The 25,119-nt window shown below is 70.4% G+C and carries 14 protein-coding genes; 9 read left to right on the forward strand and 5 right to left on the reverse strand.

Translation table 11 applies throughout. The annotated features are described in order from the left end of the window. Positions 1–69 precede the first annotated feature (69 nt). The 3 genes from H4W80_RS50230 to H4W80_RS50240 all read left to right on the forward strand — a co-directional run bounded on the left by H4W80_RS50230 (position 70) and on the right by H4W80_RS50240 (position 2,494). On the forward strand, positions 70–306 hold the full coding sequence (locus tag H4W80_RS50230) for a hypothetical protein (RefSeq protein ID WP_192791539.1): 237 nt from the start codon (positions 70–72) through the stop codon (positions 304–306). Positions 307–369: 63 nt separating this feature from the next. Beyond that, complete coding sequence (locus H4W80_RS50235; RefSeq protein WP_192791540.1) at positions 370–1,386, forward strand: hypothetical protein; 1,017 nt, start codon at positions 370–372, stop codon at positions 1,384–1,386. Between the two features lie 172 nt (positions 1,387–1,558). After that, entirely contained in the window at positions 1,559–2,494 is a 936-nt protein-coding gene (locus H4W80_RS50240; RefSeq protein ID WP_225964112.1) for a DUF5829 family protein, read from the forward strand. A 117-nt stretch (positions 2,495–2,611) separates the two neighbouring features. Here the strand turns inward: H4W80_RS50240 and H4W80_RS50245 are convergent, their stop codons facing one another. Next, the gene (locus H4W80_RS50245) at positions 2,612–3,805 is read right to left on the reverse strand and encodes an MFS transporter (protein WP_192791541.1); all 1,194 of its coding nucleotides are present in this window, start codon (positions 3,803–3,805) and stop codon (positions 2,612–2,614) included. 98 nt (positions 3,806–3,903) lie between these two features. On the opposite strand from H4W80_RS50245, the gene H4W80_RS50250 reads away from it, so the two are divergent. Continuing rightward, entirely contained in the window at positions 3,904–4,485 is a 582-nt protein-coding gene (locus H4W80_RS50250) for a TetR/AcrR family transcriptional regulator (protein ID WP_192791542.1), read from the forward strand. Positions 4,486–4,601: 116 nt separating this feature from the next. Here H4W80_RS50250 and H4W80_RS50255 read toward each other — a convergent pair whose 3' ends face one another. Then, entirely contained in the window at positions 4,602–4,967 is a 366-nt protein-coding gene (locus H4W80_RS50255) for a dihydrofolate reductase family protein (RefSeq protein WP_192791543.1), read from the reverse strand. Positions 4,968–5,113: 146 nt separating this feature from the next. Here H4W80_RS50255 and H4W80_RS50260 point away from each other — a divergent pair, with 146 nt between their 5' ends. Continuing rightward, complete coding sequence (locus tag H4W80_RS50260) at positions 5,114–7,765, forward strand: ATP-binding protein (protein ID WP_192791544.1); 2,652 nt, start codon at positions 5,114–5,116, stop codon at positions 7,763–7,765. 32 nt (positions 7,766–7,797) lie between these two features. On the opposite strand, the gene H4W80_RS50265 is transcribed toward H4W80_RS50260, so the two are convergent. Beyond that, on the reverse strand, positions 7,798–9,333 hold the full coding sequence (locus tag H4W80_RS50265) for an alpha/beta fold hydrolase (protein WP_192791545.1): 1,536 nt from the start codon (positions 9,331–9,333) through the stop codon (positions 7,798–7,800). A gap of 325 nt (positions 9,334–9,658) precedes the next feature. On the opposite strand from H4W80_RS50265, the gene katG reads away from it, so the two are divergent. Next, the gene (katG, locus tag H4W80_RS50270) at positions 9,659–11,935 is read left to right on the forward strand and encodes a catalase/peroxidase HPI (RefSeq protein WP_192791546.1); all 2,277 of its coding nucleotides are present in this window, start codon (positions 9,659–9,661) and stop codon (positions 11,933–11,935) included. A gap of 66 nt (positions 11,936–12,001) precedes the next feature. On the opposite strand, the gene lanL is transcribed toward katG, so the two are convergent. Next, a complete protein-coding gene (lanL, locus tag H4W80_RS50275; RefSeq protein ID WP_318787648.1) occupies positions 12,002–14,800 on the reverse strand; it encodes a class IV lanthionine synthetase LanL in 2,799 nt (932 codons plus the stop codon). A gap of 36 nt (positions 14,801–14,836) precedes the next feature. Continuing rightward, positions 14,837–15,007, reverse strand: a complete 171-nt coding sequence (locus tag H4W80_RS50280; protein ID WP_165974944.1) for an SflA family class IV lanthipeptide — start codon at positions 15,005–15,007, stop codon at positions 14,837–14,839. Positions 15,008–15,298: 291 nt separating this feature from the next. Here H4W80_RS50280 and H4W80_RS50285 point away from each other — a divergent pair, with 291 nt between their 5' ends. The 3 genes from H4W80_RS50285 to H4W80_RS50295 all read left to right on the forward strand — a co-directional run bounded on the left by H4W80_RS50285 (position 15,299) and on the right by H4W80_RS50295 (position 25,096). Continuing rightward, the gene (locus H4W80_RS50285; RefSeq protein WP_318787434.1) at positions 15,299–17,203 is read left to right on the forward strand and encodes an ABC transporter ATP-binding protein; all 1,905 of its coding nucleotides are present in this window, start codon (positions 15,299–15,301) and stop codon (positions 17,201–17,203) included. Next, entirely contained in the window at positions 17,200–18,048 is an 849-nt protein-coding gene (locus H4W80_RS50290) for a MauE/DoxX family redox-associated membrane protein (RefSeq protein WP_192791547.1), read from the forward strand. The genes H4W80_RS50285 and H4W80_RS50290 overlap by 4 nt, the downstream gene beginning before the upstream one ends. A gap of 235 nt (positions 18,049–18,283) precedes the next feature. Further along, positions 18,284–25,096, forward strand: coding sequence for a DNRLRE domain-containing protein (locus H4W80_RS50295; protein WP_225964113.1), 6,813 nt, complete (start codon positions 18,284–18,286; stop codon positions 25,094–25,096). Positions 25,097–25,119 lie beyond the last annotated feature (23 nt).

Genomic DNA, 25,119 nt, shown 5'->3' on the forward strand with positions numbered 1-25,119 from the left:
AACCCGGCCGACCTTCACCCAGCCGTCGGCGAACCTTAGAAACGCCCTAGATTCACCAAGCGGATCGCGTTGGGCGTCGCGTCCATCTGCGCCGTTCTCGATCCCGAACTCGTCGTGCTGGGCAGTCACGTCGGTGCCGCCGGAGGCGGCGAACTCGCCGGCCGCGTCCAGCGGGCCGTGGCGCGCATGTGCCTGGCCCAGCCACGGGTGGAGGCGAGCGCGATCCCGGACAGGCCCGTGGTGCGCGGCGCCCTGCTGGTCGCGGTCGAGCAGGCGCGTGAGCGGGTGTTCTTCGCTGATCTGTGAACGGCGTCGGCCTGAGGGCTCGCCGACCTGGGCAGCGCCCGGAATGATCGCTAATCTGCCACAATGTCATCCCATTATCGAGCGCCTGGCGCGTTAGCACTCGCGGCGGCCGTCGCCCTCACCACGACGTCGATCGCACCGGCGCACGCGGCGCCCGCGGCCGCCGAGGATCGGGTCTTACGGGTCTACAACAACAACATCGAGAACCTGGTGAGAAACAACGCCGACGGCACGTGCACCCGGATCTCGGGCCCGGACCACCTCGCGTCGATGCTGGTCGACGACGACGGCAAGACAGGCACCTCCGGCGTGCAGGCCCCCGATCTCCTGATCGTGCAGCAGGTGCGCGGCACCGGGCAGGCCACGGCCTACGCCGACCAGCTCTCGGGCGTGTTCGGATATCCGGCGGGCACGTACAAGGCGATCGTGGCCTGGGACGACCCCGAGGAGTGGGGCAGCACGCACAAGTGCAGCCAGCAGTCGCTCGGCGACCTGAAGAAGCGGCAGACCAACGCCATCATCTACAACACCCGGACGCTGGGCCTCGCGGCGGGTGACATCTCGAAGTACTGGAGCGCGGGCTGGTTGAAGCCCGGCACCTCGTACGCCGGCGGGGCCGGCTGCACGCTGTACAAGCCGCCGGACAGCGACGACGGCACCACCAACCAGTACAAGTGGAAGCGCACGAGCGCCATCGCGGCGAGGTTCACGATCAAGGAGACCGGGACGACGGTCTTCGCCGCGACCATGCACCTCCCGGAGCAGAACGGCGCGAACGCCTGCGCGGGCGCGGGCTACACGGGCATCGCGAACTCCGGCATCCACGTCGGCGCGGACGCCACGAGCCTCATGAACGCCTCGACGATCCGCGTGATCGGGATCGACGCGAATCGTACGAACATCGCCGCCACCACCCTCGGCGGCTTCGGCATGACCGGCTACGGCGCGAAGGCGACCTCCGGTTCCAGGAAGATCGACTACCTCTTCGTCAAGGGCACCGTCCGGCCGTCGAGCATCGACCACACGGTGAGCAGCACGAAGTCGAACCATCTCGCCCTGTACGGCTTCATCGAGTTCTGAACGCGCACCCCCTTCGGCGCCGGGCATGCACCTGCGCGGGCGGCACGCGCGCGCAGGCGCCCCCGACGGCGGGACGGCTCGCTACAGAGCCGCTACAAGAACGCCACAATCGCGGTTCGGGTCCTGTCAAAACGATAGTGAAGGTGATCATCGCCGCCCTAAGATCACTTTCATGCTGATTCGCCGGACATTACGGATGATCACTGCTCTGGCCGCGACCTGCACCGTCGCGATCGCCGGGGGTGTGGGGACGGCCCAGGCCGAGGCGTCCCCCGCGTCGTCCCAGGGGCAGTTGCTGTTCTACAACCACGCCTACAGCGTGGTGGACCGCGAGACGGCCGACGCCGTCGAGAACTCGGCCTACCTGCGCGAGTTCGCCAACTTCGAGGTCCGCACCACGACCGGTGGCGGCCTGACCTGGAAGGGCCGCTACCTCAAGGGCCGCGAGACCTACATGGAGCTGTTCGGCGAGGGCGACCTGCCCGGCCAGGACGCGCTCTTCGGCTCCGCGGGGCTGGCCGTCTCGACCGAGCGCGTCGGCGACCTGGCCAAGGTGACCGCGCAGCTGAAGGCCCAGGGCATCTCGGACCCGGCCGAATACCGCCAGACGCGTGACTTCGGCGATGGCGTCCCGATCCCGTGGTTCGACACCATCCGCACCACCTCCACCCAGTACGAAGCCTTCGACCCGTGGGCGATGGAGTACTTCCCCGAGTACTTCGCCGACCCGCGCAGCCAGACCGAGCCGGAGAGCTACCCCGGTGACGTCAGCCGGGAGCGCTACCTGCCCGACGCCTACCAGGACCACCTGATGCGGGACATCACCTACATCCGCATCGGTGTCACCGCGCGGGACCTGGCCAACACGGTGCCACTGCTGCGGGCCGGCGGGTTCAAGGTCGCGGTCGTCGGGGGCGGCGCCATCGCGACCGGCGGCGGCACCACCATCCAGCTCGACTCCGTCGCGCGTGAGCAGGCGGGCCTGAAGCAGGTCACCATGTCGCTCAACCGCTCCGTGGAGACCCGGCACGAGGAGCGGATCGGACGTTCGACCCTCGCCGTCGGCCCGGGCGCCCGCGCCCAGTGGACCTTCGACGCCCCGCAGTAAAGCCCCGTAGTCAAGCCCCGTAGTCAAGCTCCGTAGTCAAGCTCCGTAGTTCCTTCTCCACGCGCCCGGCCGGCGACGACGTCGATCGTCGCCGGCCGGGCGTCGTCGCTCCGCCTGTCAGCCAAGGCGCTCGTTCCTGCGCGCACTCCAGACCGCAGGCCCGGCCACCAGGACGAGAACGCCGGCGAGCCACAGGACGCCCCGGAGCGGAAGGGCGTCGACGATCGCGCCGCCGGCCAGCGCGCCGAGACCGATCGAGAGGTTGAACACCGCCACCCACAGCGCGGAGGCTTCCTCGACCGCCTCCGGCGCGGCCCTGATCATCCATGTTTGGAGGCTCGTGGAGACCCCGCCGTACACCAGGCCCCAGACGACGAGCAGCAGCACCCCGCCCGCGGCGCTGAGCCCTGCCACGGGGTAGAGCAGCACGGTCACCCCCAAGGCGGCGGCGATGGTGAGGACCGTGCGATGAAGCCTCTTCGCCACGGCGGCGCCCGCGACGAAGTTCCCCGCGATGCCCGCCACGCCGAATCCGAACAGCAGTGGCCCGACGAACTCCTCGTCGATGCCGGACAGCTCCCGCAGCACGGGACTGATGAACGTGTAGGCCGAGAAATGGCCGGTCACGATCAGGAAGGTCGCCAGGAGGCCGACCCGTACGCCCTGGTCGCGGAACTGAACGGCCAGCCGCCGCAGGCCGACGGGCCGGGCGGCGGTCAACGGCGGCAGCACCGCCAGCAAGGCGACCAGCACGGCGAGCGCGAGGACGCCCAGCGCGCCGAACGCGATCCGCCAGTTCGCCAGCCCGCCGATCATCGTGCCGATGGGGACGCCGAAGACGTTCGCGGCCCCGACGCCGCCGAAGATGATCGCAGTGGCCCGCGGCACGCGCGGGGCCGGGACGAGCCGTACGGCCAGACCGCCGGCGATGGCCCAGAACCCGCCGATCGCCACCCCGACCAGCACGCGGGCGGCGATCAGGAGCGGATAGTCCGGGGCCAGGGCGGAGGCCAGGTTGGCGAGCGTCATGAGTCCCATCAAGGCGACGAGCAGGAGCCTGCGATCCATCGTGCCGACGAGCACCGGCACGACGGGCGCCGCGACGGCGGCGACGATGCTGGGGACCGTGACCATCAGTCCCGCCGCGCCCTCGGACACCGACAGCGCCGATCCGACGGGGGTGAGCAGCCCGATGGGCAGCTGCTCGGCCGTCACCAGAAGAAATGTGCCGAAGGCCACGGCGGTCACCGCGATCCAGTGATTCCTCGCCGAGGCGTCTCGCCCGGTCGTCGTGGGGTCCGTTGCCGTCACGCCGCATCTCCCTCCGCTATTCGGGAGCGATCGCTCCCATATGACGGCACACCCTAATACGGGAGCGATCGCTCCACAATTCGGGTAGAGTGGTGACCATGGCACGACCCAGGGAGTTCGACGAGCAGGACGTGGTCGCCAGGGCGACCCACCTGTTCTGGCGTCGCGGCTACAACGCCACGTCCGTCCGCGACTTGGGCGCCGAGCTCGCGCTCAAGCAGAGCAGCCTGTACCGGACCTTCACCGACAAGCACACGCTGTTCCTGCGGACGCTGGACCACTATCGGGCGACGGAGTCCGCTCAAGCCGAAGAGCAGCTCAACATCCCCGGCCCCAGCCTCGAGGTCCTGCGGGAGTGGCTGGTCTGGATGATCGGCCACGACGCCGGTCGCGGCTGCTTCGTGGTCAACACGGCCGCCGAGCTCGGCACCACCGACCCCGAGGTCCGGCAGAGGACCGAGGCCGCGTTCGAGGTCACCCGGGAAACCCTGGCGTCACTGCTGCGCCGCGGCATCCGCGACGGCGACCTGCCCGCCACCTTGGACGTCGACGCCGCGATGGAGCTGCTGTTCACGACGGTGCTCGGACTGCGCGTACGCGAACGCGCCGGACACGACCCCCAGCGGCTAGCCACGGCGATCGACTTCACGATCAGAACGCTCGCGACCTCCGCGAGCTGACGCGCCCACCGCCCGCGGTCCAGCGGAGCCCGGCCGTACCGGGGCTGCTCCTCACGCGCGCATACCGTCCAGGATCGCGCCCGGCCGCCTGCTCGGCGGCCGGAAGGCGGAGTGAGTCATCGGGCCACCGCGTACGTGGCCGAGACGGTGCCGCTCCGGTAGCTGTGCGAGGCCAGGAGTGTCCAGGTCAGCCGGTCGCCGCCGACCAGCGTGGAGTTGCGCCACTCGAGCGCGGGCAGCGTGGCGGAGAAGCCGACCTTGTGGAGGTCGTTCATCCGATCCGCGAGCCCGCCGGTCGCCGTCGGCCAGTAGCCGGCGTGTTCCTCGTAGGTGCGCCGCCCGAGCAGCATGGTGTCCGCGGCGGCCAGGTTCGCCGCGATCCGCTGCTCCATCTCCTCGTCATGGAAGGGCCCGTGCCACTGGTCCGGCGATCCGACGACCCCGTCCAGCGACGAGAACAGCTCCGCAACGATCTTCCTCATCCACGTTCCTCGGTTTCCTGCGGCTTCCATCCGTTGCCGGCAACTCTGGTCCGCCAGGCCGTACCGGGACATCCGTGGAGATCACCTGACTGCTACGGAGTCGTCACTGATTCGCCGCTGAGAGGCGCGTACGCCACAATGGCCGCATGGTCCCTGGCGAGCCGCGGGAGGTCTCGCCCCGCGAGGCCGAGGTGCTGGCGGGATTGGCCGAGCACCGGACGAACGCGCAGATCGCCCACCGGCTGCGGATCTCGGTCCGTACCGTGGAAAGTCACGTCTCCTCGCTGCTGCGCAAGTACGGCGTGGCCAACAGGGCGGCCCTGGTGGCCCTGACGGGGCAGCAGCCGTCCCCTTCGGCCAGGCCGGGGCACGTCGAGGGGATCCCGGTCAGCCACACCTCCTTCATCGGGCGCCGGCAGGAGCGGCAGGAGGCGCTGGCGGCGCTGACACACGCCGCGCCGGTCTGCCTGGTGGGCCCCGGCGGCGTCGGCAAGACCCGGCTGGCCGCCGTGCTGGCGCAGGCGGCCTCGGCGTCGTTCCCCGCCGGTGGGGCGTTCGTCGATCTGACCCCGGTCGGCGAGGGGTTCGTCCTGCGAACCGTGGCCGACGCGCTGGGCCTGGCCGAGCGTCCTCCCCAGCCGCTGGAGAGCATGGTCGCCGAGCGGCTCGCGCTGGGACGGTCGCTGCTGGTCCTCGACAACTGCGAGCACCTGCTGGACGAGGTCGGCGACCTGGTGGACAGACTGCGCTCGGACTGCCCCCAGGCGGGGATTCTGATCGCGAGCCGGGAGCGGCCGGGCCTGCCCGGCGAGCGGGTCATCACGGTGCCGCCGCTGGCGGGGGAGGCCGAGACGCTGTTCCTGGAGCGGGCCCGCGCGATCGATCCGGGATTCGCCGCGGAGCCCGCGGTCGTCGCCGAGGTGTGCGCCCGGCTCGACGGACTGCCGCTGGCGATCGAGCTGGCCGCCTCGCGGGTCGCCGTACTCGGCATCGACGCCCTGCGGGTGGGGCTGCAGGACCGGCTCCGGCTGCTGTCGGGCGCGCGTGGCAGGCCGCCCCGGCACCGCTCGTTGCGCGCGGTCATCGGCTGGAGCTACGACCTGCTGGAAGAGGAGGAACGCGCGCTGCTGCGTCGCCTGGCGGTGTTCGCGGGCGGGTTCGACCTGGCGGCGGCCACGGCGCTCATGCCGGGCACGCCGCCCAGCGCGACGGCCGACGTCATCGGCCGGCTGGCCGACAAGAGCCTGATCGGGGTGGTGGGCGGTGGCCGGTGGCGGCTGCTGGAGACCATCAGAGCCTTCGCCGCCGACCGGCTCGCGGACAGCGGCGAGACCGAGGAGACGTTCCAGCTCCGTCTGCGCTGGGCCGCGGGCACGGCGGCGACGCTGGAGTCACGGCTCGACGGCAACTGGGCGCCGCAGTTCGACCTGGTGGCCGACGATCTGCGGGCCACGCTCGCCGGCACGGCCGCCGTACCGGACCGGCAGGCCCACCGCCTGGCCAGGTCGCTGGCGCACCTGACGTTCGCCCGGCGCTTCCACCGGGAGGCGATCGGCCACTACCTGGCCGCCGCCGACCGGGCCCGCGACGCCGCGGACGGCCACCAGGACCTCCTGAGCGCCGCCGCCACGGCCGTCTCGATCGCCGACGGCCCACTGGCCTTCCGCCTGCTGGCACGCGCCGCCGACCAGGTCGAACCCGGCGGTCTGCGGGCGGCCGCGCTCGCCTCCGCCCTCGTGGTCACCCACCGCTACAGAGGCGCGGACGACCGCGACCCGATGTCCGAACACCTGCCGGCGCTGATCGACAAGGCGAGCGCCGACGCCGCCCCTGCCGATCCGCGCACCGCGGCGCTGGTGGCGACCGCGCGGGCCTGGGATCAGGACGATCTCCAACTCGCCGCCTCCGCCGTCGAGGCCGCCCGTGAGTGCGGCGACGTCATCGTCCTGCTGGGCGCGCTGGACGTGCTCACGCGCGCCCACGCGCGGGCCGGCCGGATGCGCACCGTCCAGCGGATCTGCCGGGAACGGCTCGCGCTCATCGAGCACCTGCCGGCGCACGAGCCGCCCGCAGCGGCCGAGATCGTCGACACCTTCCACTCCGCGGCGCGCGCGGAGCTGTGCGTCGGCGACCTGCCGGCCGCGCTCGCCGTCGCCGACCGCGCGCAGCGCGAAGACCCCATCGGCGAACACCCCTACCTGTCCATCCCCAAGACCATCAGACCGCTCGCCCTGAGCGGTCGTTTCCCGGAGGTCTTCCAGCAGGCGCCCGCCATGTGGGAAGCCTGGCATCAGGCAGGCAGCCCGCGCAGTGCCTGGATGTCGACCGCGATCTGCGCCGCGGCGCTCGCCCACGGGCTGGCAGGCACCGGCGAGTTCGACCTCTGGCGCTCGCGCGCGCTGGAGATGGCCATGACGCGGGACGCGGCCTCCTCACCGGTCCTGGCCCCGTTCGCCGCCTTCGCCGACGCCAGGGTCGCCGTCCACACCGGCGCGTACTATGAGGCCGCCACCCTGGTCGAGCGCGCCTTCGCCCCCTTCAGGGTGCGCTGGTACGAGGCGTACGCGCGCGCCGCCGGAGCCGAGCTGGCGGTCGTCGCAGGCTTGCCCGAGGCGGCCGAACGGGTCGCCGCCGCCATGCCGTACGCCGAGCAGAACGACTGGGCGGCCGCCTGCCTGGCCCGTACCCGCGGGGTCCTGCACGGCGATCGCGACGCGCTGGCGGAGGCGGCCGAGCGATGGACGTCGATCGACGCGCGTTTCGAGCACGCCTGCACGCTGCGCCTGCTGTCCGGCTGAGAGCAGGAGACGATCCTCCGGCAGCCCTCACATCAGCTCGGGACCGGGCTGCCCGCGCACCCTCTGCCGATCCGGCCCGTCTCGAAGTAGCGCACCACGTCGGCGGCGCACTCGGGCACCCGGGTGGTGGACACGTGTACGTCGTCGGCGACCGTGTAGACGGTGCCGCCGATGGCGCGCCGCGTCTGCAGCGTCCAGTCGTAGACGGACATGAACTCGTGCAGGTGCCCCGCCAGCACCAGCGACCCGCCGCCCCGCTTCAACGTGGCCTGCTGCACCGGCAGCGGCCAGCCGGGACACATGACAGGCAGTCCCCAGGCCCGGCCGGTGGCCGGATGGCGCTTCACGAGCTGCTGGTAGGCGCGCCAGGCGGTGTCGAAACCGGCCCGGCTGCCGTCCTCGTTGCACGCGACGGCCAGGTTCATGGTCAGGTTCAGTGCCTCGGGCGCGCCGGGAACGGACGGTCCCATCATCGGCGCGCCGAGCACCTCCTTGACGGTGGGCGGGGCGGTGGTGCCCGTCGCCGTCCGCAGCTCGGCCAGCGCCTTGCCCGCGCGTACCCACTCGGTCGAGTTGCGCCGGGCGAGGTCGGCGACGGCCGAGCCGTCGATGGGCCGCTGCAGGTCGGTGTAGGTCTTGGGGCTCTTGTCGTACGCGCGGACCAGCTTCGCCACCTCCTCGCGCACCTCCCGGGCGGTGGCGCCGAGGCCGTAGGTCGGATCACGGCGGGCCAGCCAGGCGGCCATGCGCCCGAAGTCGCGCTCGGCCGCCGCCGCGCTGTCCTTGGCGTGCTCGTCAATACGGGTCCACGGCGGCGCCACGCTGTCCAGGAAGGCCCGTCCGGTGTGCCCCGGGAACAGGCTGCGGTACACCATGCCCAGATAGGTGCCCCAGGAGAAGCCGAGCAGGTTGAGGCTGCGCTCGCCCAGCGCGGTGCGTACCAGGTCCAGGTCCTTGGCCACGTTCTCGGTGGTGAGCTGTCCGAGGAAGGCGGGGTCGGAGCGTCCGCACCGCTGGTTGGCGGCGACCTGGGCGTCGTAGATCTTCCTGGCCGCCTCCTCGGTCAGCGCGCCGGGCTCCTGCGGGCCGTTCGGCGACAGGGGGCAGGCGACCTTGGTGCTGTAGCCGACGCCGCGCGGGTCGAAGCCGATGATGTCGTACCGCTCGTTGAGCCCGGCCATCTCCTCGTTCCTGAGCGCGGCCCGCAGGACCGGGTCCAGGTATCCGCTGTTGCCCGGCCCGCCCGGCAGGACGGCGACGGCGCCGAGCCGGTGGGACTCGTCCGTGGCGGCCAGCCGGGTCACCGCGAGGTCGATCTTCCGCCCGCCGGGGTCACGGTGGTTCAGGGGGACGCTGACCGTCCCGCACTCCAGGCGCTTCATCAGGGAGCGGAAGGCCGCGACCTTGTCCTGTGCCACGCCCAGGCTGCGGATCACCTCGTCGGAGTAGCCCGGGCAGGATTTCCACTGTACGGAGGTCGCGGTGGCGCCCGCCGCGGACGGATGGGCCACCAGTCCCGACAGCGTCAGGGCAAGTGCCAGTGCTGTCAGTGAAGTTCGGTACGTCATGTGGGCCAGTAGTAGATCAGCGGCTGTTTCCTCGGCGTTTCCGTGAGGATGGCCGCCGGGCTGCGCGCTCATCTGCTGGCCACGACTCACTCATGACGTTAGTAGCCCCTGATCCGGGGCACACCACTGCGGGCGGCGACGATGACCGGCGACGCGAGGCTGATGAGGTGGCTGTCGCGCTGGTCCGGATTCGCAGCAGACTCTAACAATTCCAGATTAGGGGTCCGTGTTGGCCATATGGCGCCTGACTTCGAGGCGCGTTTGCGAGCGGTTTCGTTCCGCGTGACCTGGCCGCCCAGTGATCCGGCAGTTCGGAAGGAAGCAGATGAGCGACACCCAGGACAACGCCCCCGCCAGCGCGCAGGGCGTGGACAAGAAGGCGGCGGCGGGCTGCCCGGTCGCGCATGACTCCGTGACCGCGCATGGCAGCGAGAGCGAGAACCCGGCGATCGGCTCGCCGACTCGCAAGCCCGGCGGTCGTCCGCGCACGAACCGGGACTGGTGGCCCAACCAGCTCGACCTCTCGGTGTTGCGCGCGCACTCGTCCAAGGGCAATCCCCTGGAAGACGGCTTCAGCTACGCCAAGGAGTTCGAGAAGCTCGACGTCGAGGCCCTCAAACAGGACATCACCGAGGTGCTCACCACCTCGCAGGACTGGTGGCCGGCCGACTTCGGCCATTACGGCGGCCTCATGATCCGGATGAGCTGGCACGCCGCGGGCACCTACCGCATCCACGACGGTCGCGGCGGGGCCGGCGACGGCGCTCAGCGGTTCGCCCCGCTCAACAGCTGGCCCGACAACGCCAACCTCGACAAGGCCCGCCGGCTGCTGTGGCCGGTCAAGCAGAAGTACGGCCAGAAGATCTCGTGGGCCGACCTGCTCGTGCTCGCCGGGAACGTCGCCCTGGAGTCGATGGGTTTCAAGACCTTCGGCTTCGGCTTCGGCCGCGAGGACGTCTGGGAGCCGGAGGAGATCTTCTGGGGTCCGGAGGACGCCTGGCTCGGCGACGAGCGCTACGTGACCGACACCGAGATGGTGCCGAACTTCGGCGCGACCGAGATGGGTCTCATCTACGTCAACCCGGAGGGTCCCCGCGGCAACGCCGACCCGGCCGCGGCGGCGCACTTCATCCGCGAGACGTTCGGACGGATGGCGATGAACGACGAGGAGACCGTCGCTCTCATCGCCGGCGGCCACACCTTCGGCAAGACCCACGGCGCCGGCACGGCGGACGACCACGTGGGGCCGGAGCCCGAGGCCGCGCCGCTGGAGGCGCAGGGCCTGGGCTGGCTGAGCAGCTACGGCACCGGCAAGGGCGGTGACACGATCACCAGCGGCCTGGAGGTGACGTGGACCGACCGGCCGACGCAGTGGAGCAACCGCTTCCTCGAGATCCTCTTCGGCAACGAGTGGGAGCTCACCACGAGCCCCGGCGGCGCGAAGCAGTGGGTCGCCAAGGACGCCGAGGCGATCATCCCGGACGCCCACGACCCGTCGAAGAAGCACAAGCCGACGATGCTCACGACCGACCTGGCGCTGCGCGTCGACCCGACGTACCAGAAGATCTCTCGCCGCTTCCTGGAGCACCCCGACGAGTTCGCGCTGGCCTTCGCCAAGGCCTGGTACAAGCTGCTGCACCGCGACATGGGGCCGGTCAGCCGCTTCCTCGGGCCCTGGGTCGCCGAGCCCCAGCTGTGGCAGGACCCGGTGCCGGCCGTCGACCACGAACTCGTGGGTGACGCCGACGTCGCCTCCCTCAAGGAGAAGGTCCTGGAGTCCGGCCTGACGACCGCCCAGCTGATCTCCACCGCCTGGGCCTCCGCCGCGAGCTTCCGGTCCACCGACAAGCGCGGCGGCGCCAACGGCGCCCGGCTCCGTCTGGAGCCGCAGCGCAGCTGGGAGGTCAACCAGCCCGAGCAGCTCGCGACGGTCCTGGACACCCTCGAGGGCATCCAGCGCGAGTTCAACGAGGCCGGCGGCGCGAAGATCTCGCTGGCCGACCTGATCGTGCTGGCCGGCTCGGCCGCCGTCGAGAAGGCGGCACACGAGGCCGGCGTGGCGGTGACGGTGCCGTTCCGCCCGGGCCGCACCGACGCCACTCAGGAGCAGACCGACGTCGAGTCCTTCCGGGTCCTCGAGCCGCGGGCCGACGGGTTCCGCAACTACGTGCATTCCGGCGGGAAGATCCAGCCGGAGGTGCTGCTCGTCGATCGGGCCTACATGCTCAACCTGACCCCGCCGGAAATGACCGTCCTCATCGGCGGCCTGCGTTCCCTCGGGGCCAACTTCGGCGGTACCCGGCACGGCGTCCTCACCGACCGGCCCGGCGTGCTCACCAACGACTTCTTCACCAACCTGCTCTCCCCGGGGACTCGGTGGAAGGCGTCGGAGTCCGAGGAGGGTGTGTACGAGATCCGCGACGTGGCCACCGACGAGGTGAAGTGGACCGCCACCGCGGTCGACCTCATCTTCGGCTCCAACTCCCAGCTACGGGCCCTCGCGGAGGTCTACGCCAGCCGGGACGCCCGCGACAAGTTCGTGGCCGATTTCGTCGCGGCCTGGACCAAGGTCATGGAGCTCGACCGGTTCGACCTCGCCTGACCCGTCTCGACCCGAAGAGCCCGGTCGAGCCATCGTGATCGACCGGGCTCGTCCGCCGGCGGCGGTTCAGTCGCCTCTCCCGCTCGCCGCTGATCCCACCGCCGCCCGGTCCGGCTCGGGCGGCTGCCAGTCGGCCGTCCACAGCCGTGCGCCGGAGCGGCGGTCGAGGCGGCGCAGGAACGACAGGACGCCCGCGGTGCCGGTGCTCCAGGTGTAGGCCGCCTTGTCGAGGTCGTTGCCGGGGAAGACCGGCTGCGCCGGCTCGCCGCCGGCCCGTACCAGCATCCGCTCGGCGATGTCCTCGGCGTGGCGCCAGTAGCCGTCGTCGCCCGTGACCATCGCCAGGTCGATCAGCGCTTCGCCGATGCCCGCCAGGCCGCAGCACTGAGAGACCACCCAGGCCTGCGGGGCGACGACCAGGCACGCCCGCGCGCCCCGCTCGGCCAGCTCCAGGTAGCGGTCCTCGCCGTACGCGCGGGCCGCGCGGGCCAGTGTGCCGGTGATGCCCGACATGCCCTGGCACCAGGAGGCCCCCATGGCCCGGGCGTCAGGGCCGTGCAACTCGCCGATCAGCGACTCGGCCTGGACGGCCAGCGCCGCCAGCCGCTCCCGGGCCGCCTCGCCCGCCGCCCGGTCGCCGGTGGCCTCGTGGTAGGAGAGCAGGAAGTCCGCGCAGCCCGCGTCGCCGTGGGCGTAGGCCGTGTCGACCGACACGCCGGAGCCGGGCTGGGCGGGTGCCACGGCGTCCTGCGACCGCGTGACCTCACCGGCGATCAGCAGCCGGGCGCACTCGGCGGCGATCCGCAGGTGCCGGGCGTCCGCGGGGTCGAGGGCGGCCAGGGCCAGATGGCCCGAGCCGATGCCTGCCACGCCGTGTGCCTGGTCGGCCCGCTGCGGGCCGTCGATGGTGACGGGGGCCGGGGCCGCCAGGTCCGGCGCGGCGCTCAGCCGGGCCGCGGCCAGGAACAGCGCGGTGCCGGTACGGCCGAAGTACAGCGAGGGCGGGAGCTTGGCGGGCGGCATCACGCGGGCCGTCCACCGGGCCAGGTCGGCGGCCACGGCCTTGGCCTCCGGGTGGTGCAGCAGCTCCATGCCGACCCCGGCACTGCCGCCGTAGACGTTGGTCACCGGCGGGCTCTCCCGGCGGGCGTCCTCGGGCGCGGCCATCAGCTGCTCGGCGAAGGCCGCGCACTCGCGCACGGTGTGGTCGAGCGCCTTGGACAGCAGTTCGCCGGTGAGCCTGGGCGGGGAGGGCAGCTTCCACCGTCTCGCCTGCGGCTGCTCGGTGGCGGGCCGCCCGTCGCCGAGGCCGGCGGGAACCGGTCCGGAAGCGGATCTGAGCTCGGCGGCGGCGGCAGTGCGGTCGGCGGGGTCGAGGCTCAGCAGCCCCGGCAGCAGGCCGAGGATGCCCGTCGTGACGCCCGGGAACATCCCCGCCAGGCACATGAGCGTGCGCTCGACGTTGCGCACCGGGTCCGCGCCGATCATGATCGGGTTCATCCCGGTGGCCGCGAAGAACAGGGTGGCGCCCAGCGAGAAGTAGTCGTCCGCGGGCACGGACTCACGGTCGGTGTGCTGGTCGGGAACGCTGTAGCCGCGGCTCCAGCCGGGCAGCTGCAGCCCGTCGTACCTGCTGTTGCCGAAGTCGATCAGGGTGCAGCGGCCGTCCTCGCCGAGCACGACGTTCTTGGGCGACAGGTCGCGGATGACGACGCCGCGCGCGTGGACCGCGTCGATCACCTCCAGCAGCCGGACGGCGAGCGTGCCGAGGTCGCGCTCGCCGGTGGCGGGCTCCCCGGTGAACAGGCCGTTCTCCGCGACGAATCGGTTGAGGTCGCGGCTGCCCGCGTCGGTCATGACGAGGAACTCGTCCTCGCCGTGCCGGAAGTGGTCGATCGGCTCCGGTACGCCTGCCACGCCCTTGAGCGCCTGCAGGACGCGCAGCTCGTTGCGGAGGTACATCCGCAGGTCCCAGCCCTCGACGTTCTCCCCGACGTACGCGCGGGCCTCCTTGACCACGACCCGCCGCCCGGTGGCGTCGGTGGCGCGGTAGACGTTTCCGCGCGGGCCACGCACGACGCCGGACGTCACGCGGTACCGGCCGCCGATGAGCCGCCCGCTGCCGCCGTCGGCGGCCTGCCCGGTTGTCTGCGCGGGCGGCAGCGTTCCCAGGGACGGCCGTTCATCAGGCTCCGACGGGCCGGTCCCGGCGGGCTCCGTGGGGCGGAACGGGTCGGTGGCCCAGGGCGGGCAGGTGAACTCGGGGCCGGCCGCGCCCGGCAGTTGCTCGCCGTCCGGCCCGATCACGATCAGCTCGAAGTCGCCGTTCTCGTCCACGCGGTACTGCGGGGCGAACGGGGCATACCTGTAGTACACCGGAGCGTCGGGGCGGACCCGCCGATCGCTGACGACGCGCGGGGCCGACAGCCCGGACAGGGCGTCGGCGAGGGCGTGGCCCAGCTCGACCACCGCGTCCTGCTCCGGGTAGACCGTCATGGCCTTGCCCACGGCTCCCGGGTCGACGTCGCCGGAGTTGAGCTCCATGAGCCTGTGGGTGGAGCGGGCGACCTTGAAGGCGCAGCCGGTGCCGGCCAGGATCGGCAACGCGCGCTCAAGAGTGTCGCCGAGGGTGCCGGGACGTGCGGAAATATGGATTTTCCAGCCCTGCAAAGGAATGTCGTGGTGAGGATCGTGAACGCTGATCCACGTGTCGTCCTCGTATATTTCCCTACCATTCGAATCTGCAAATTGGGTAAGGCGGTCGAGCACATTAAAGTCCACGGTCATCCCTCGATAACGGAGCGCATCTGCCTGATATGAGAAAAAGGCCATCAGAGCATCGCTGACGGCCTTTCCCCAGCGCATCTCGTCACCACGCTTCACCGCGTGGGATCAGGCGCTTCACACAATGGACGGGCAGCAGGGGAAGCTGCTGCAGACCGTGCGCTTGCAGGTGTTGACGCAGGCCTGGGGGCCGTGGAGCAGCTTGTTGAGCTCGCCTTCGAAGTCGACGGCGAGGTCTTCGTACTCCAGGACTCCGGCGTCGCGGGGCTCCAGTGCGAGGACCGACATAAGGGCTCCTTCCTTGGCCGCCTATGGGCGGCCGATGTAGGGATCCGAGCCTCGGGATGGCGCCGGTAGGCACCTTTCCCGTGCCCTGCCCGTGACCGGGAACCAGCTGGATGTTCCCCCGTCGCGAGCAAACGGAGGCATTATGTGCATATATCCGGAAGCATGTCCAGAGGTAGCCGTAACAGCCAAAAATGTGTTTACATGCGCCTTTACACCGGGAGTTCGATCTTCTAGATTGACGTGCGTGACAGGGGGATCTCCGGCGTGCCGGTCTCGGAACGGCGCCCTCGCGTGAGGCTCTGGCGGCGCCGACGCAGGACGAGCGTCCCGGACGACCGATCGGGGCTCGTGGCCCAGTACTGGGAGAGTCACGACGAACACCTGCTGACCGCCACCCTCGGCACGATCGCCCGCAGGCTGCCGTCCCTGGTGGCCGCCGCGCTGCGGATGGCGTGGCAGGCCAGTCCTCGCGACACGGCCGTGGCCCTGGCGGGCAACCTCGCGGCCGGCGTCTTCACGGTCTTCGGCCTGGTGGCCACCTCCGACGTGCTGGCCTCGCTGCTGGCCGCCGGTCCCACGCTCGACCGGGTATGGACCGCGCTGCCCTCGCTGCTGCTCGTGGCCGCCGCCACCGGGTTGCGCGGAGCGCTGCTGGCCGGCGCCGGATGGGCGCAGGCCCGGCTCAAACCGCTGGTCGAACGGCTGGCCGAGACCCGACTGTTCGAGCTGACCACCCGGGTGGAGCTGGCCGCGTTCGACGACCACGACTTCCACAACGCGATGCGGCGGGCCCGCGACAGCGGCGTGCCCGACACCGCCACCGTGGTGGAGACGACGATCGCCGTGGTCACCGGCGCGGTGGGCGTGCTGGCCTCGGCCGTGGCGCTCGGCCTGCTGCACCCGATCCTCATGCCGTTGCTGCTGGTCGCCGCCGTGCCGGCGGGATGGGCCGCGGTACGCATGGCGCGGCTGGGCTACCAGGCGTTCTACCGGCTGTCCGCCGCGCGGCGGCGCAAGTTCATGCTGTCGGACCTGATGGCCGAGCGGCAGCCCGCCGCCGAAGTGCGGGCGTTCACGCTCCGGGACTTCCTGCTCGGCCAGTACGCCAAGGTCGCCGACCTGGAGCAGGACGTTCAGCTCGACGTGGCACGGCGGCGGGCCGCGACCAAGGCGGGCGGCGACCTGCTGACCGGCGTGGCCACGGCGGGCGTGTACGTGGTGCTCGGCGTGCTGCTGGCCGGCGGCGTCATCCCGCTGTCGGTGGCCGGCGCGGCCGTGCTGGCGATCAGGACCGGGCAGATGTCGCTCACCGCCCTGATCCAGACCATGAACCGGCTCTACGAGGCGGGCCTCTACTTCGGCGACTACCTGGCCTTCTGCGAGTCCGCCCGGGAGCGCGTCCCCCCGCCGCCGGCGACCCCCGCCGAGCCGGCGCCGTTCCGCCTGCTGACGGCCGAGAACATCACGTTCACCTACCCCGGAGCCGACCGGCCCGCACTGTCGGGCGTCAGCGTGACGGTCGGCCGGGGCGAGGTCATCGCCCTGGTCGGCGAGAACGGCTCGGGCAAGACGACCCTGGCCAAGCTGCTGGCCGGGCTGTACCGGCCGCAGGAGGGCACGATCCGCTGGGACGGCGTGGACCTCGGCGCGTTCGACGGTGACGCGTTGCGGCGGCGGATCTCCGTGATCGCCCAGGATCACACGCGCTGGCCGCTCACCGTCCGCGAGAACATCGTCATGGGGCACCCCCTGGAGGAGGACCGGCTGGCCGCCGCCTCCGCCGCGGCGGGCGCCGACGAGGTGGTGGCGCGGCTGCCCGACGGCTACGACGCGCTGCTCGACCGCCGCTTCCGAGGCGGCCACGACCTGTCGGGCGGCCAGTGGCAGCGCATCGCCGTGGCACGCGGTTTCTACCGCGACGATGCCGCGCTGGTCATCTTCGACGAGCCGACCTCGGCCCTGGACGCCCGTGCCGAGCACGCCCTGTTCGAGCGGATCCGCGGCCACGCCGCCGACCGCACCATCGTGCTCATCACCCACCGGCTGGCCAGCGTCCGCTACGCCGACCGCATCTACGTGCTGGACGGCGGCGCGATCGCCGAGCAGGGCACGCACGCCGAACTGATGGAACGCGACGGCCTGTACGCCGGCCTGTACGAGCTGCAGGCCTCCGCCTACCACCAGCCGGTGCCATGATCGTCGCCGAGTCGGCGTACCTCGCCGTGACCGCGGCGCTGCTGGCCGCGGCGCTGGTCAAGCTGCGGGACGTGCCCGGCTTCGCCCGCTCGGTGGCGGGCTACCAGGTGCTGCCGGACAGCCTGGCCGGGCCGGCCGCGGTGGGCGTGCTCGTGGCCGAGCTGGCCGCCGGCGGGCTGCTGCTCGCTCCGGGCGGCCGGCGGTGGGGCGCCGTGGTGGCGGCGGTCCTGTTCGCCGCGTTCCTGGCGGCCATGGCCTCCGTGATGCGGCGCCGGATGTCCGTGGACTGCGGGTGCTTCGGCGGCCGTGACCTCGTCGGGGCCGGCACGCTGCTGCGTACCGGCCTGCTGCTGGTCCTCGCGGTGACGGCGGCTGTGACCGGGCCGGTCGCGTTCGCGCCCGTCCAGCTTCCGGTGGCGGCGGTCCTGCTCGGGCTGGCCTTCCTGCCCGCGCGGCTGCTGCGCGCGGAGAGAGCCACGTACGGACCGCGTCCCGGCACGCGCTTCGCTCTCAACGGCGGGCCGGAGCCGGCCGGCGACCGGACGATGTACGCGCTGGTCTCGCCGGAGTGCGGGCTGTGCAAGGCGATGCTGCCGGAGTTCGCCGCGGCGGCCGGCCGCCTGGAGGTCGCGCTGGTCAGCGCGGTGGAGGGATACGACGGCGCCGGGCTGCCCGTGGTCGTGGACCCGGAGGTCTTCGACCGCAACGACATCCCCTGGCCGCCGTACGTGGTGGTGACCGACCGCACCGGCACGGTCCTGTCGGCGGGCGGCGCGGCCGATCCGGCACAGCTGGAGCAGGTCCTTTCGCTCGCAGAAGCGGTCGCTCCCCGAGACGGCCGCTGACACCGCGGGGACGCCGGGTATCCAGTGGGCGATCTGCTTCCAACCGGCCCTGCGGATGCCAGCCCTTCGCGGGCTGCCCGTTACCAAGAAGGATCTTTACATAAGATCGTGACGCATGTGATGATCACTCCGTTTTGACACGTCTGTTCGAAAGGACTGAGTGAACACATCACGTACAGCGTCCGGCTTATCCGGCCGGACGCGCCGCCGCGCTGCCCTGATCGCGGCTCTGATCATGCCGCTCTCGCTGATGAGCGCCCCCGCGATCGCCCAGGGCCCCACGCCATCCCCCACGACGACGCCGAGCGCTCCCGCCACACCGACCGCCAAGGCGCTGGCGCAAGCCAAGAAGGACAAGCGGCGCGTCGAGATCGAGTCGATGCGCTCGGAGAGCGCCACCTTCTACGCCAACCCGGACGGCAAGACGGTCCGGATGGAGCTCAGCACCCAGCCGATCCGGGTCAAGAACGCAGACGGCAAGAACTTCACGCCGATCGACACCACCCTCGTCGAGGTGGACGGCACCATCAAGCCCAAGGCCGCGCAAGGCGACCTGGTCCTGTCCGCCGGCCGGGACAAGGCCCTGCTCAAGAGCCGGGCGGCCGACGCCACGGCGAAGATCGGCACGCCGTCCACGCTGCCCGAGCCCCGGCTGAAGGGCAACACCGCCACCTACCTCGACGCCTATGGCAAGGGCCGGGACCTGGTGGTGACCGCTAGCGCGACCGGCTTCCGCCAGCAGATCACCATCGCCGAACGGCCGACCGGGCCGATCTCCTTCCGGGTGCCGGTGGACCTGCCCCAGAGCCTGTCGTTCAAGACGAACGCCGCCGACCGGCCCATCATCGTGCGCAAGGACGGCAAGACGGTCACCGAAGTGCGGCCGACTCTGCTGCAGGACGCCAAGGCCGCCGACGCGGGCGCCCCACTGGATGCGGGCAAGTCCGGCAAGGCCGCCGTCAAGCTCGCCGAAGACGGCAAGACCCTGGTGTTCACGCCGGACGCCGCGTTCCTGGCCGACCCGGCGACGACGTACCCCGTGACGGTGAACGCCGTGGCGTCGGACTGGTACGAAGGCCACACCGGCGAGGTCTACAAGGGTGGCATGGACACCTGGATCAACGACTATGACTACCAGGACAGCTGGGACACCTTCCATCAGACCCAGATCGTGGTCGGTAAGTCCTACGCCAGTAGCATCGCCAAGCGCTGGCGCGGCTATCTGAAGTTCCCCGACATCCCCGCCGAGTTCGCGGGCAGAAAGGTGGAGAACGCCGACCTGCATCTGTGGAACTACCAGTCCAATGAGTGCGGGACCTCGGTAGGCTCCGGCATCACGGCGCGGCGGATCACCTCCTACTGGGAAGAGATGACGCTGCTCTGGGGCAGCCAGCCGTCCGTCACCAGCGTGGGCGCGGACACCGAGTACGGCGCCTACAGCGAAGACTGCACCGGCTCCATGAACTACGCCTGGAACCTGACCCACACCCTCAACGGGATCGTCCAGGAGTGGGTCAACGGCGCCACCAACTACGGCATCCAACTCACCGCCGGCAACGAGTCGGAGCTGCGGAACTGGCGGCGCTACACCTCCGAGGACGCCGGTGGCTGCATGACCACGCCACTGGAGGACTGCAAGTTCCAGCTCCACCCGCCCATCCTGACCGTGGACTTCGAGGAGAGGCCTGAACCGGTGCAGGAGGAGATCCTGATGCTCTCCCCGACACCTTTGACAGGCGCCCCTGCGCTTTACGAAGACGCGGTCGACCACTCGATCTATCAACCGACGCAACCCGAATCAGTGCAAATCACCGACGCGCTGGCCCAAGCCGTCGCCACCCAGCGTGATGGAGATGGTTACCTGGTGGACACGGGCAAACTCGACCTGGATGACGGGGGAGACGGGAGCGGTGAGGAGGACGTCACAGCACCGTCCGTGATTACTGTCGAGCCCAGCCACGGCGCTGTCGATGTGCCGCTTGATACCGCGGTCAAGGCGACATTCTCTGAGAAGGTCACAGATGCCAAGGTCGTTCTCAAGTCGGCCGGAGGGGCTCAGGTCGCGGGATCCTCGGCCCTGACCGATGAAGAGGTGCTGACTTTCACTCCGGCCGAACCCTTGGATCCAGGCGTCACTTACACAGCCACGATTTCCGGAGCGGTGGACGCATGGGAAAACACCATGCAGCCCTTCTCCTGGTCCTTCCGCACCGTCGACCTGGCAGCCGGGCGTTGGACGTTCGATGAAGGGGACGGCCGTACGGCTGCCGACTCCTCCGGGAATGATCACGACGCGAGCCTGAACGACACCGCGGCGTGGACCGCCGGAAAGAGCGGGAACGCGATCTCCAACGTGCCGTCGCAGGCGCGGATCACCGCGGCCCAGACGGCGGCCAAGCAGGGCAAGGCCGTCGAGGTCGCCGACGAGACGACCGCCACCGGCATCACCTACGCCCAGCCGGACGGGAAAACGTTCAAGACCGAGGTCACGGCCGGTCCGGTACGGACCAGGCAGGGCAGTGGATGGGTGCCGATCGACACCACCCTGGCCGAGCAGAGCGGCAGGCTGCGGCCCAAGGCCCTCGCCGAGGGCGCGGTCGTGGAGATCTCCGCGGGCGGTACGGATCCGTTCGTGAAGATGTCCGCCGACGGCAAGTCGTACGCGCTGCGCTGGCCGACACCGCTGCCCAAGCCGACGGTCAAGGGCAGTGTCGCCACCTACACCGACGCCGCGGGCGTGGGTGCCGACCTGGTGGTGACGGCGTTGCCGACCGGGTTCCGGCATGAGGTGGTGCTGCGCCAGCGGCCGTCGAAGCCGCTGGAGCTGCGTATCGGCGTAGATGACGAGGGCCTGACCCTGACCGAGAGCAAGGGCGGCCGGCTGCTCCTGAAAGGCAAGGACAAGAAGCTGGTCGCTTCGGCGGCGCGGCCGGTTGCGTGGGACGGCAGCGCCAAGGGACGGCTTCCGCTGGCCAAGGACGGCGAGGTCAGCACGGAGGTGGTCACCAAGGGTGGTCGTACGGAGTTGGTGCTCAAGCCGGAGCAGGCGTTCCTGACGGACGCCGGCACCGCCTACCCGGTGCGCGTGGCCTCGGCGGTGACGCTGCCGCTCGGCTCCGACCTTGATGTCACCACCAACGACACGGTCGATTCGCCCGCGTACCCGGACAACGGATACATCATGGCCGGCACCATGACGAGCGGGTTGAAGTCCCGAGTGCACCTGAGGTTCGACACCACGAGCCTGCGGGGCAGCACGGTGACCGACGCCAAGCTGTCGATGAACACCATCGACGCCCAAGCGTGCGGCCCCACCGCCGGCAACGGCGTCCAGGTCGCCCGCCTGACCGGCGCCTGGGACCAGGACAACCTGTACTGGGCCAACAAGCCCGCCCTCACCACCGAGGACGCCTCCTCCAACACCAAGGGCGTCAACCAGGACTGCGCCACCTGGCCCGACACCATGGACTGGAACGTCACCGGTATCGCCCAGGACTGGGCCGCCGGCGCCGCCGACCACGGCCTGGTGCTCAAGTCGCCCGGCGAGGCCAACGTCAACAACTACCGGCTGTTCACCGCGGCGGAGAACACCAACCCCGACGAGTACGGCAGCGGCCCGCCGAAGCTGACCGTCACCACCAGCGGACCGGCATCGCAACCGACCATCTCCGCACCGGCCATCACCCCGGCGCAGACCGTGGACGGCACCACCGTGACGACCTCGCTCACCCCGCAACTGGCCGCGACGGTCGCCGACCCCGCGCCGGGCAACCTCACTGGCGAGTTCGAGGTCGAGCACGACCCGGCCGCGACCGGGCAGGGCAGCGGCCAGATCTGGACCGGAGCTTCGCAGCCGGTCGCCTCCGGCGGCCAGGCCACGGTGAGCGTCCCCGCGGGCAAACTGGCCGACGGCTGGAAGATCCGCTGGCGGGCTCGCGCCGCCAACGCCGCTGCCTCCACCACCTCGGGGTGGTCGAACTGGCAGAGCGCCACGGTCGACGTACCGAACCCGACCGTCGGCGCCTTCCAGGTCACCCCCTCCCAGGTGGTCGGCGGCGGCATCGTGGCCACGAGCCTGACCCCGGCTCTGCGTGCCACGGTCACCGACCCGGCCGCACAGCCTGTACGGGCCGAGTTCGAACTCGGGCACGACCCGGCCGCGACCGGGCAGGGCACCGGCCAGATTTGGATCGGCGCTGTGGACAACGTCGCCTCCGGCACCCAGGCGTCCGCGACCGTGCCCGGCGGAAAGCTGACCGACGGGTGGAAGGTCCGCTGGCGAGTGCGGGCCGTCAACACCGCCACCACGGTCGGCTCACCATGGTCGGACTGGCAGGCTCTGACCGTCGACGTGCCGGATCCGGTCTCCGAACCGGCCGTCGGCGCGCTGCAAGTCACACCGTCCGAGCAGGTGGACGGCACCACCATCACACCTACGCGCACCCCGTCGCTGCTCGCCCAGGTGATCGACCCCGCCGGTAAGCCGCTGCGGGCCGAGACCGAGATCGAGCACGACCCGGCTGCGACAGGGCAGGGCAGCGGCCAGATCTGGACCGGCAGCGCCGACAACGTGCCGGCCGGCACTCAGGCGAGCATCGCCGTCCCGGCGGACACACTGTCGGACGGATGGAAGGTGCGCTGGCGGGCCCGCGCGGTCTCGGCCACCGCTGCCTCGGCCTGGTCGGACTGGCAGTCCTTCACCGTCAGCCTGCCCAAGCCCACCGCCACCGGCCTGACCATCACCCCGTCGAAGGTGGTGGACGGCGTGACGGTGACCGACACGCTAACCCCCGCGCTGAAGGCCACCCTCACCAACCCGACCGGCCAGGAATTGCGCGCCGAAGCCGAGATCGAGCACGACCCGGCCGCACCCAACGGCCAGGGCAGCGGCCAGATCTGGACCGGCAGCGTGGACAACGTCGCCTCCGGCACCCAGGCGAGCATTACCGTCCCAGCCGGCAAGCTGTCGGACGGGTGGAAGGTGCGCTGGCGGGCCCGCGCGGTCTCGGCCACCGCTGCCTCGGCCTGGTCGGACTGGCAGCAGGTGACGGTGGACGTCATCCAGGCCGGCGAGGAGCCCCTTGCCCAGACCGCCGGATCGGTGATCCACACCGACCAGAGCTTCACCGCCGCCGCCTGGTTGCGCTGGAGCGACAAGGACGGCGACTACACCGTCCTTCAGCAGAAGGGCACCCACCAGGCACCCTTCCGGCTCGGCAACACCCCGGACCACGGACTGGTGTTCACCTTCACCAGCGCCGACACCGCCGACGCGACGGTCGAGGGCGCGTTGTCAGACATCGAACCACCGGCCGACGAGTGGTTCCACCTGGCCGGTGTCTACGACGCCACGGCCAGGACCGCCTCGCTGTACCTCAACGGCAACCTGGTCAAGACCTCGCCAGTGAGCTTCCCGGCATGGAATGCGGACACCGCCATGACCCTGGGCACCAAGATGCTCGGCGGTCTTGACGACGTCCAGCTTTACCAGAGGCCCCTGTCCTCCGAAGAACTCACTGCCCTTGTCACCGGAGCATCAGCGAGGGCACCGATCGCCCAGCCGACGACGGAGTCCGCACCCAAGGCTGCGAGCTCTGCCACAGCCGCCTCCTCCTTCACCCCCGACCACCTGACGCTGGAGGACTGTTACAACACCCCGATCCAACCGAAGCACGCAGCGTTACTGGCACGCATTCAGGAACGCGTCTACGCCTCCTGCTGGTCGTCCTACGTGTCCTACACCGTCTACGAGTCGGATGAAGACGACGACGACCCGGACAGAACAAGGCGTAGAGCAGGTAACAGGTCCAAGAAGCTCGGCAGTGTCCTGGGCATGGCCATCGAGGAGATGCAGCAGGAGCTCTCTCCTGACGTCATCTTCCAGATGCGCGTCACTTGGGTTGTACACACCTACCTAGGTGATGCCTCGGGGAATGGGGTGGTCAATGGAGCAGGCACCGGCGTCACCCCCCAGACCATCAAGGTGTTCGCGCGCCTGGGCGAATTCGGACTCTATTCGGATGGACGACGGCTCACCGCCTACGATGACAAGCTGGAACAGGCCAAGATCGGGTTCAACGTCGAACTCGAGTCACAATCGGGAAGGCCGTGCCGAATTCAGTCAGGCAGCGAACAGATCAGGACGATAAAAGCCTGGCAGTCGAACAGTGACGCCGCCTTCGTGATCGACGCGGACACTGATGCGCAGCTCCAGAGTTCGGTCTGCACGATCAAACCCATGTGGAGCAACGTGTTCGGGTACCCCGTCACGGAAGGCCGGCTCTGGTCGCAGGAATATCTCGACGAGAAGGGGAAGCGCATCGGCGTGATCCGCAGGGGAGATGGCGCCGCCACCGGCAACCTGTACGCTCCCCACGTACGGTGCGACTGGAGGACATCCGGCAGGGAGGACGACCCCGCCAACGAAGTGGACGATCACACGGGCGGATGTGTGAACACTCGAGGGCACAGGGTCTTCGTCATGTCCAAATCCCAGAATGCCAACTTCCGGCAGGTCATCGACCACATCGAGACGGCGCTCAACACGGCCACGAACCCGAGGACGCATCCAGCGGTGCGTCCCAACGAGAAGCAGGATCCCCCGCTGCGAACCTTCGACGGAACCGAGCAGATCAAGAAGGTCCCGGGCAACTGGGCCGCCGATCTCGGCACTGTTCCAGGTGGCCCGCTCACCAGGAATTCGACCGCCGGCGCAAGGCTGAACCGCGATGTGTTCTCCGGTCGCAACTTCTCCTTCACGGCGGAAGGTAAATACTATCGGAGCAATTACTGCAGGTATTATTACGAGGACTTGTATGCCGACCCGGCGTACATCGCCAGAGTAGACCCGCGATGGAATGAGCTGCAGTGCGACGAGTACCCCTTCGCCTCGTCCCAGCAGGGCGCCGCGAGCGCCGCCTTCGACTATTCCCTTCGCGCCGTCGGAAGAGAACACAACCGGCTGCACGGTGTAGCCTTGAACAAGTTCTACAGCAAGTACCGAGTCGTGGACGTGGGCGACCCCTACTGGGTTCTGATCGTGTCCTGATCCCCACTGCCGACTGAACGGGA

The sequence above is a fragment of the Nonomuraea angiospora genome (assembly GCF_014873145.1).
GTDB classification, from domain to species: Bacteria; Actinomycetota; Actinomycetes; order Streptosporangiales; family Streptosporangiaceae; genus Nonomuraea; species Nonomuraea angiospora.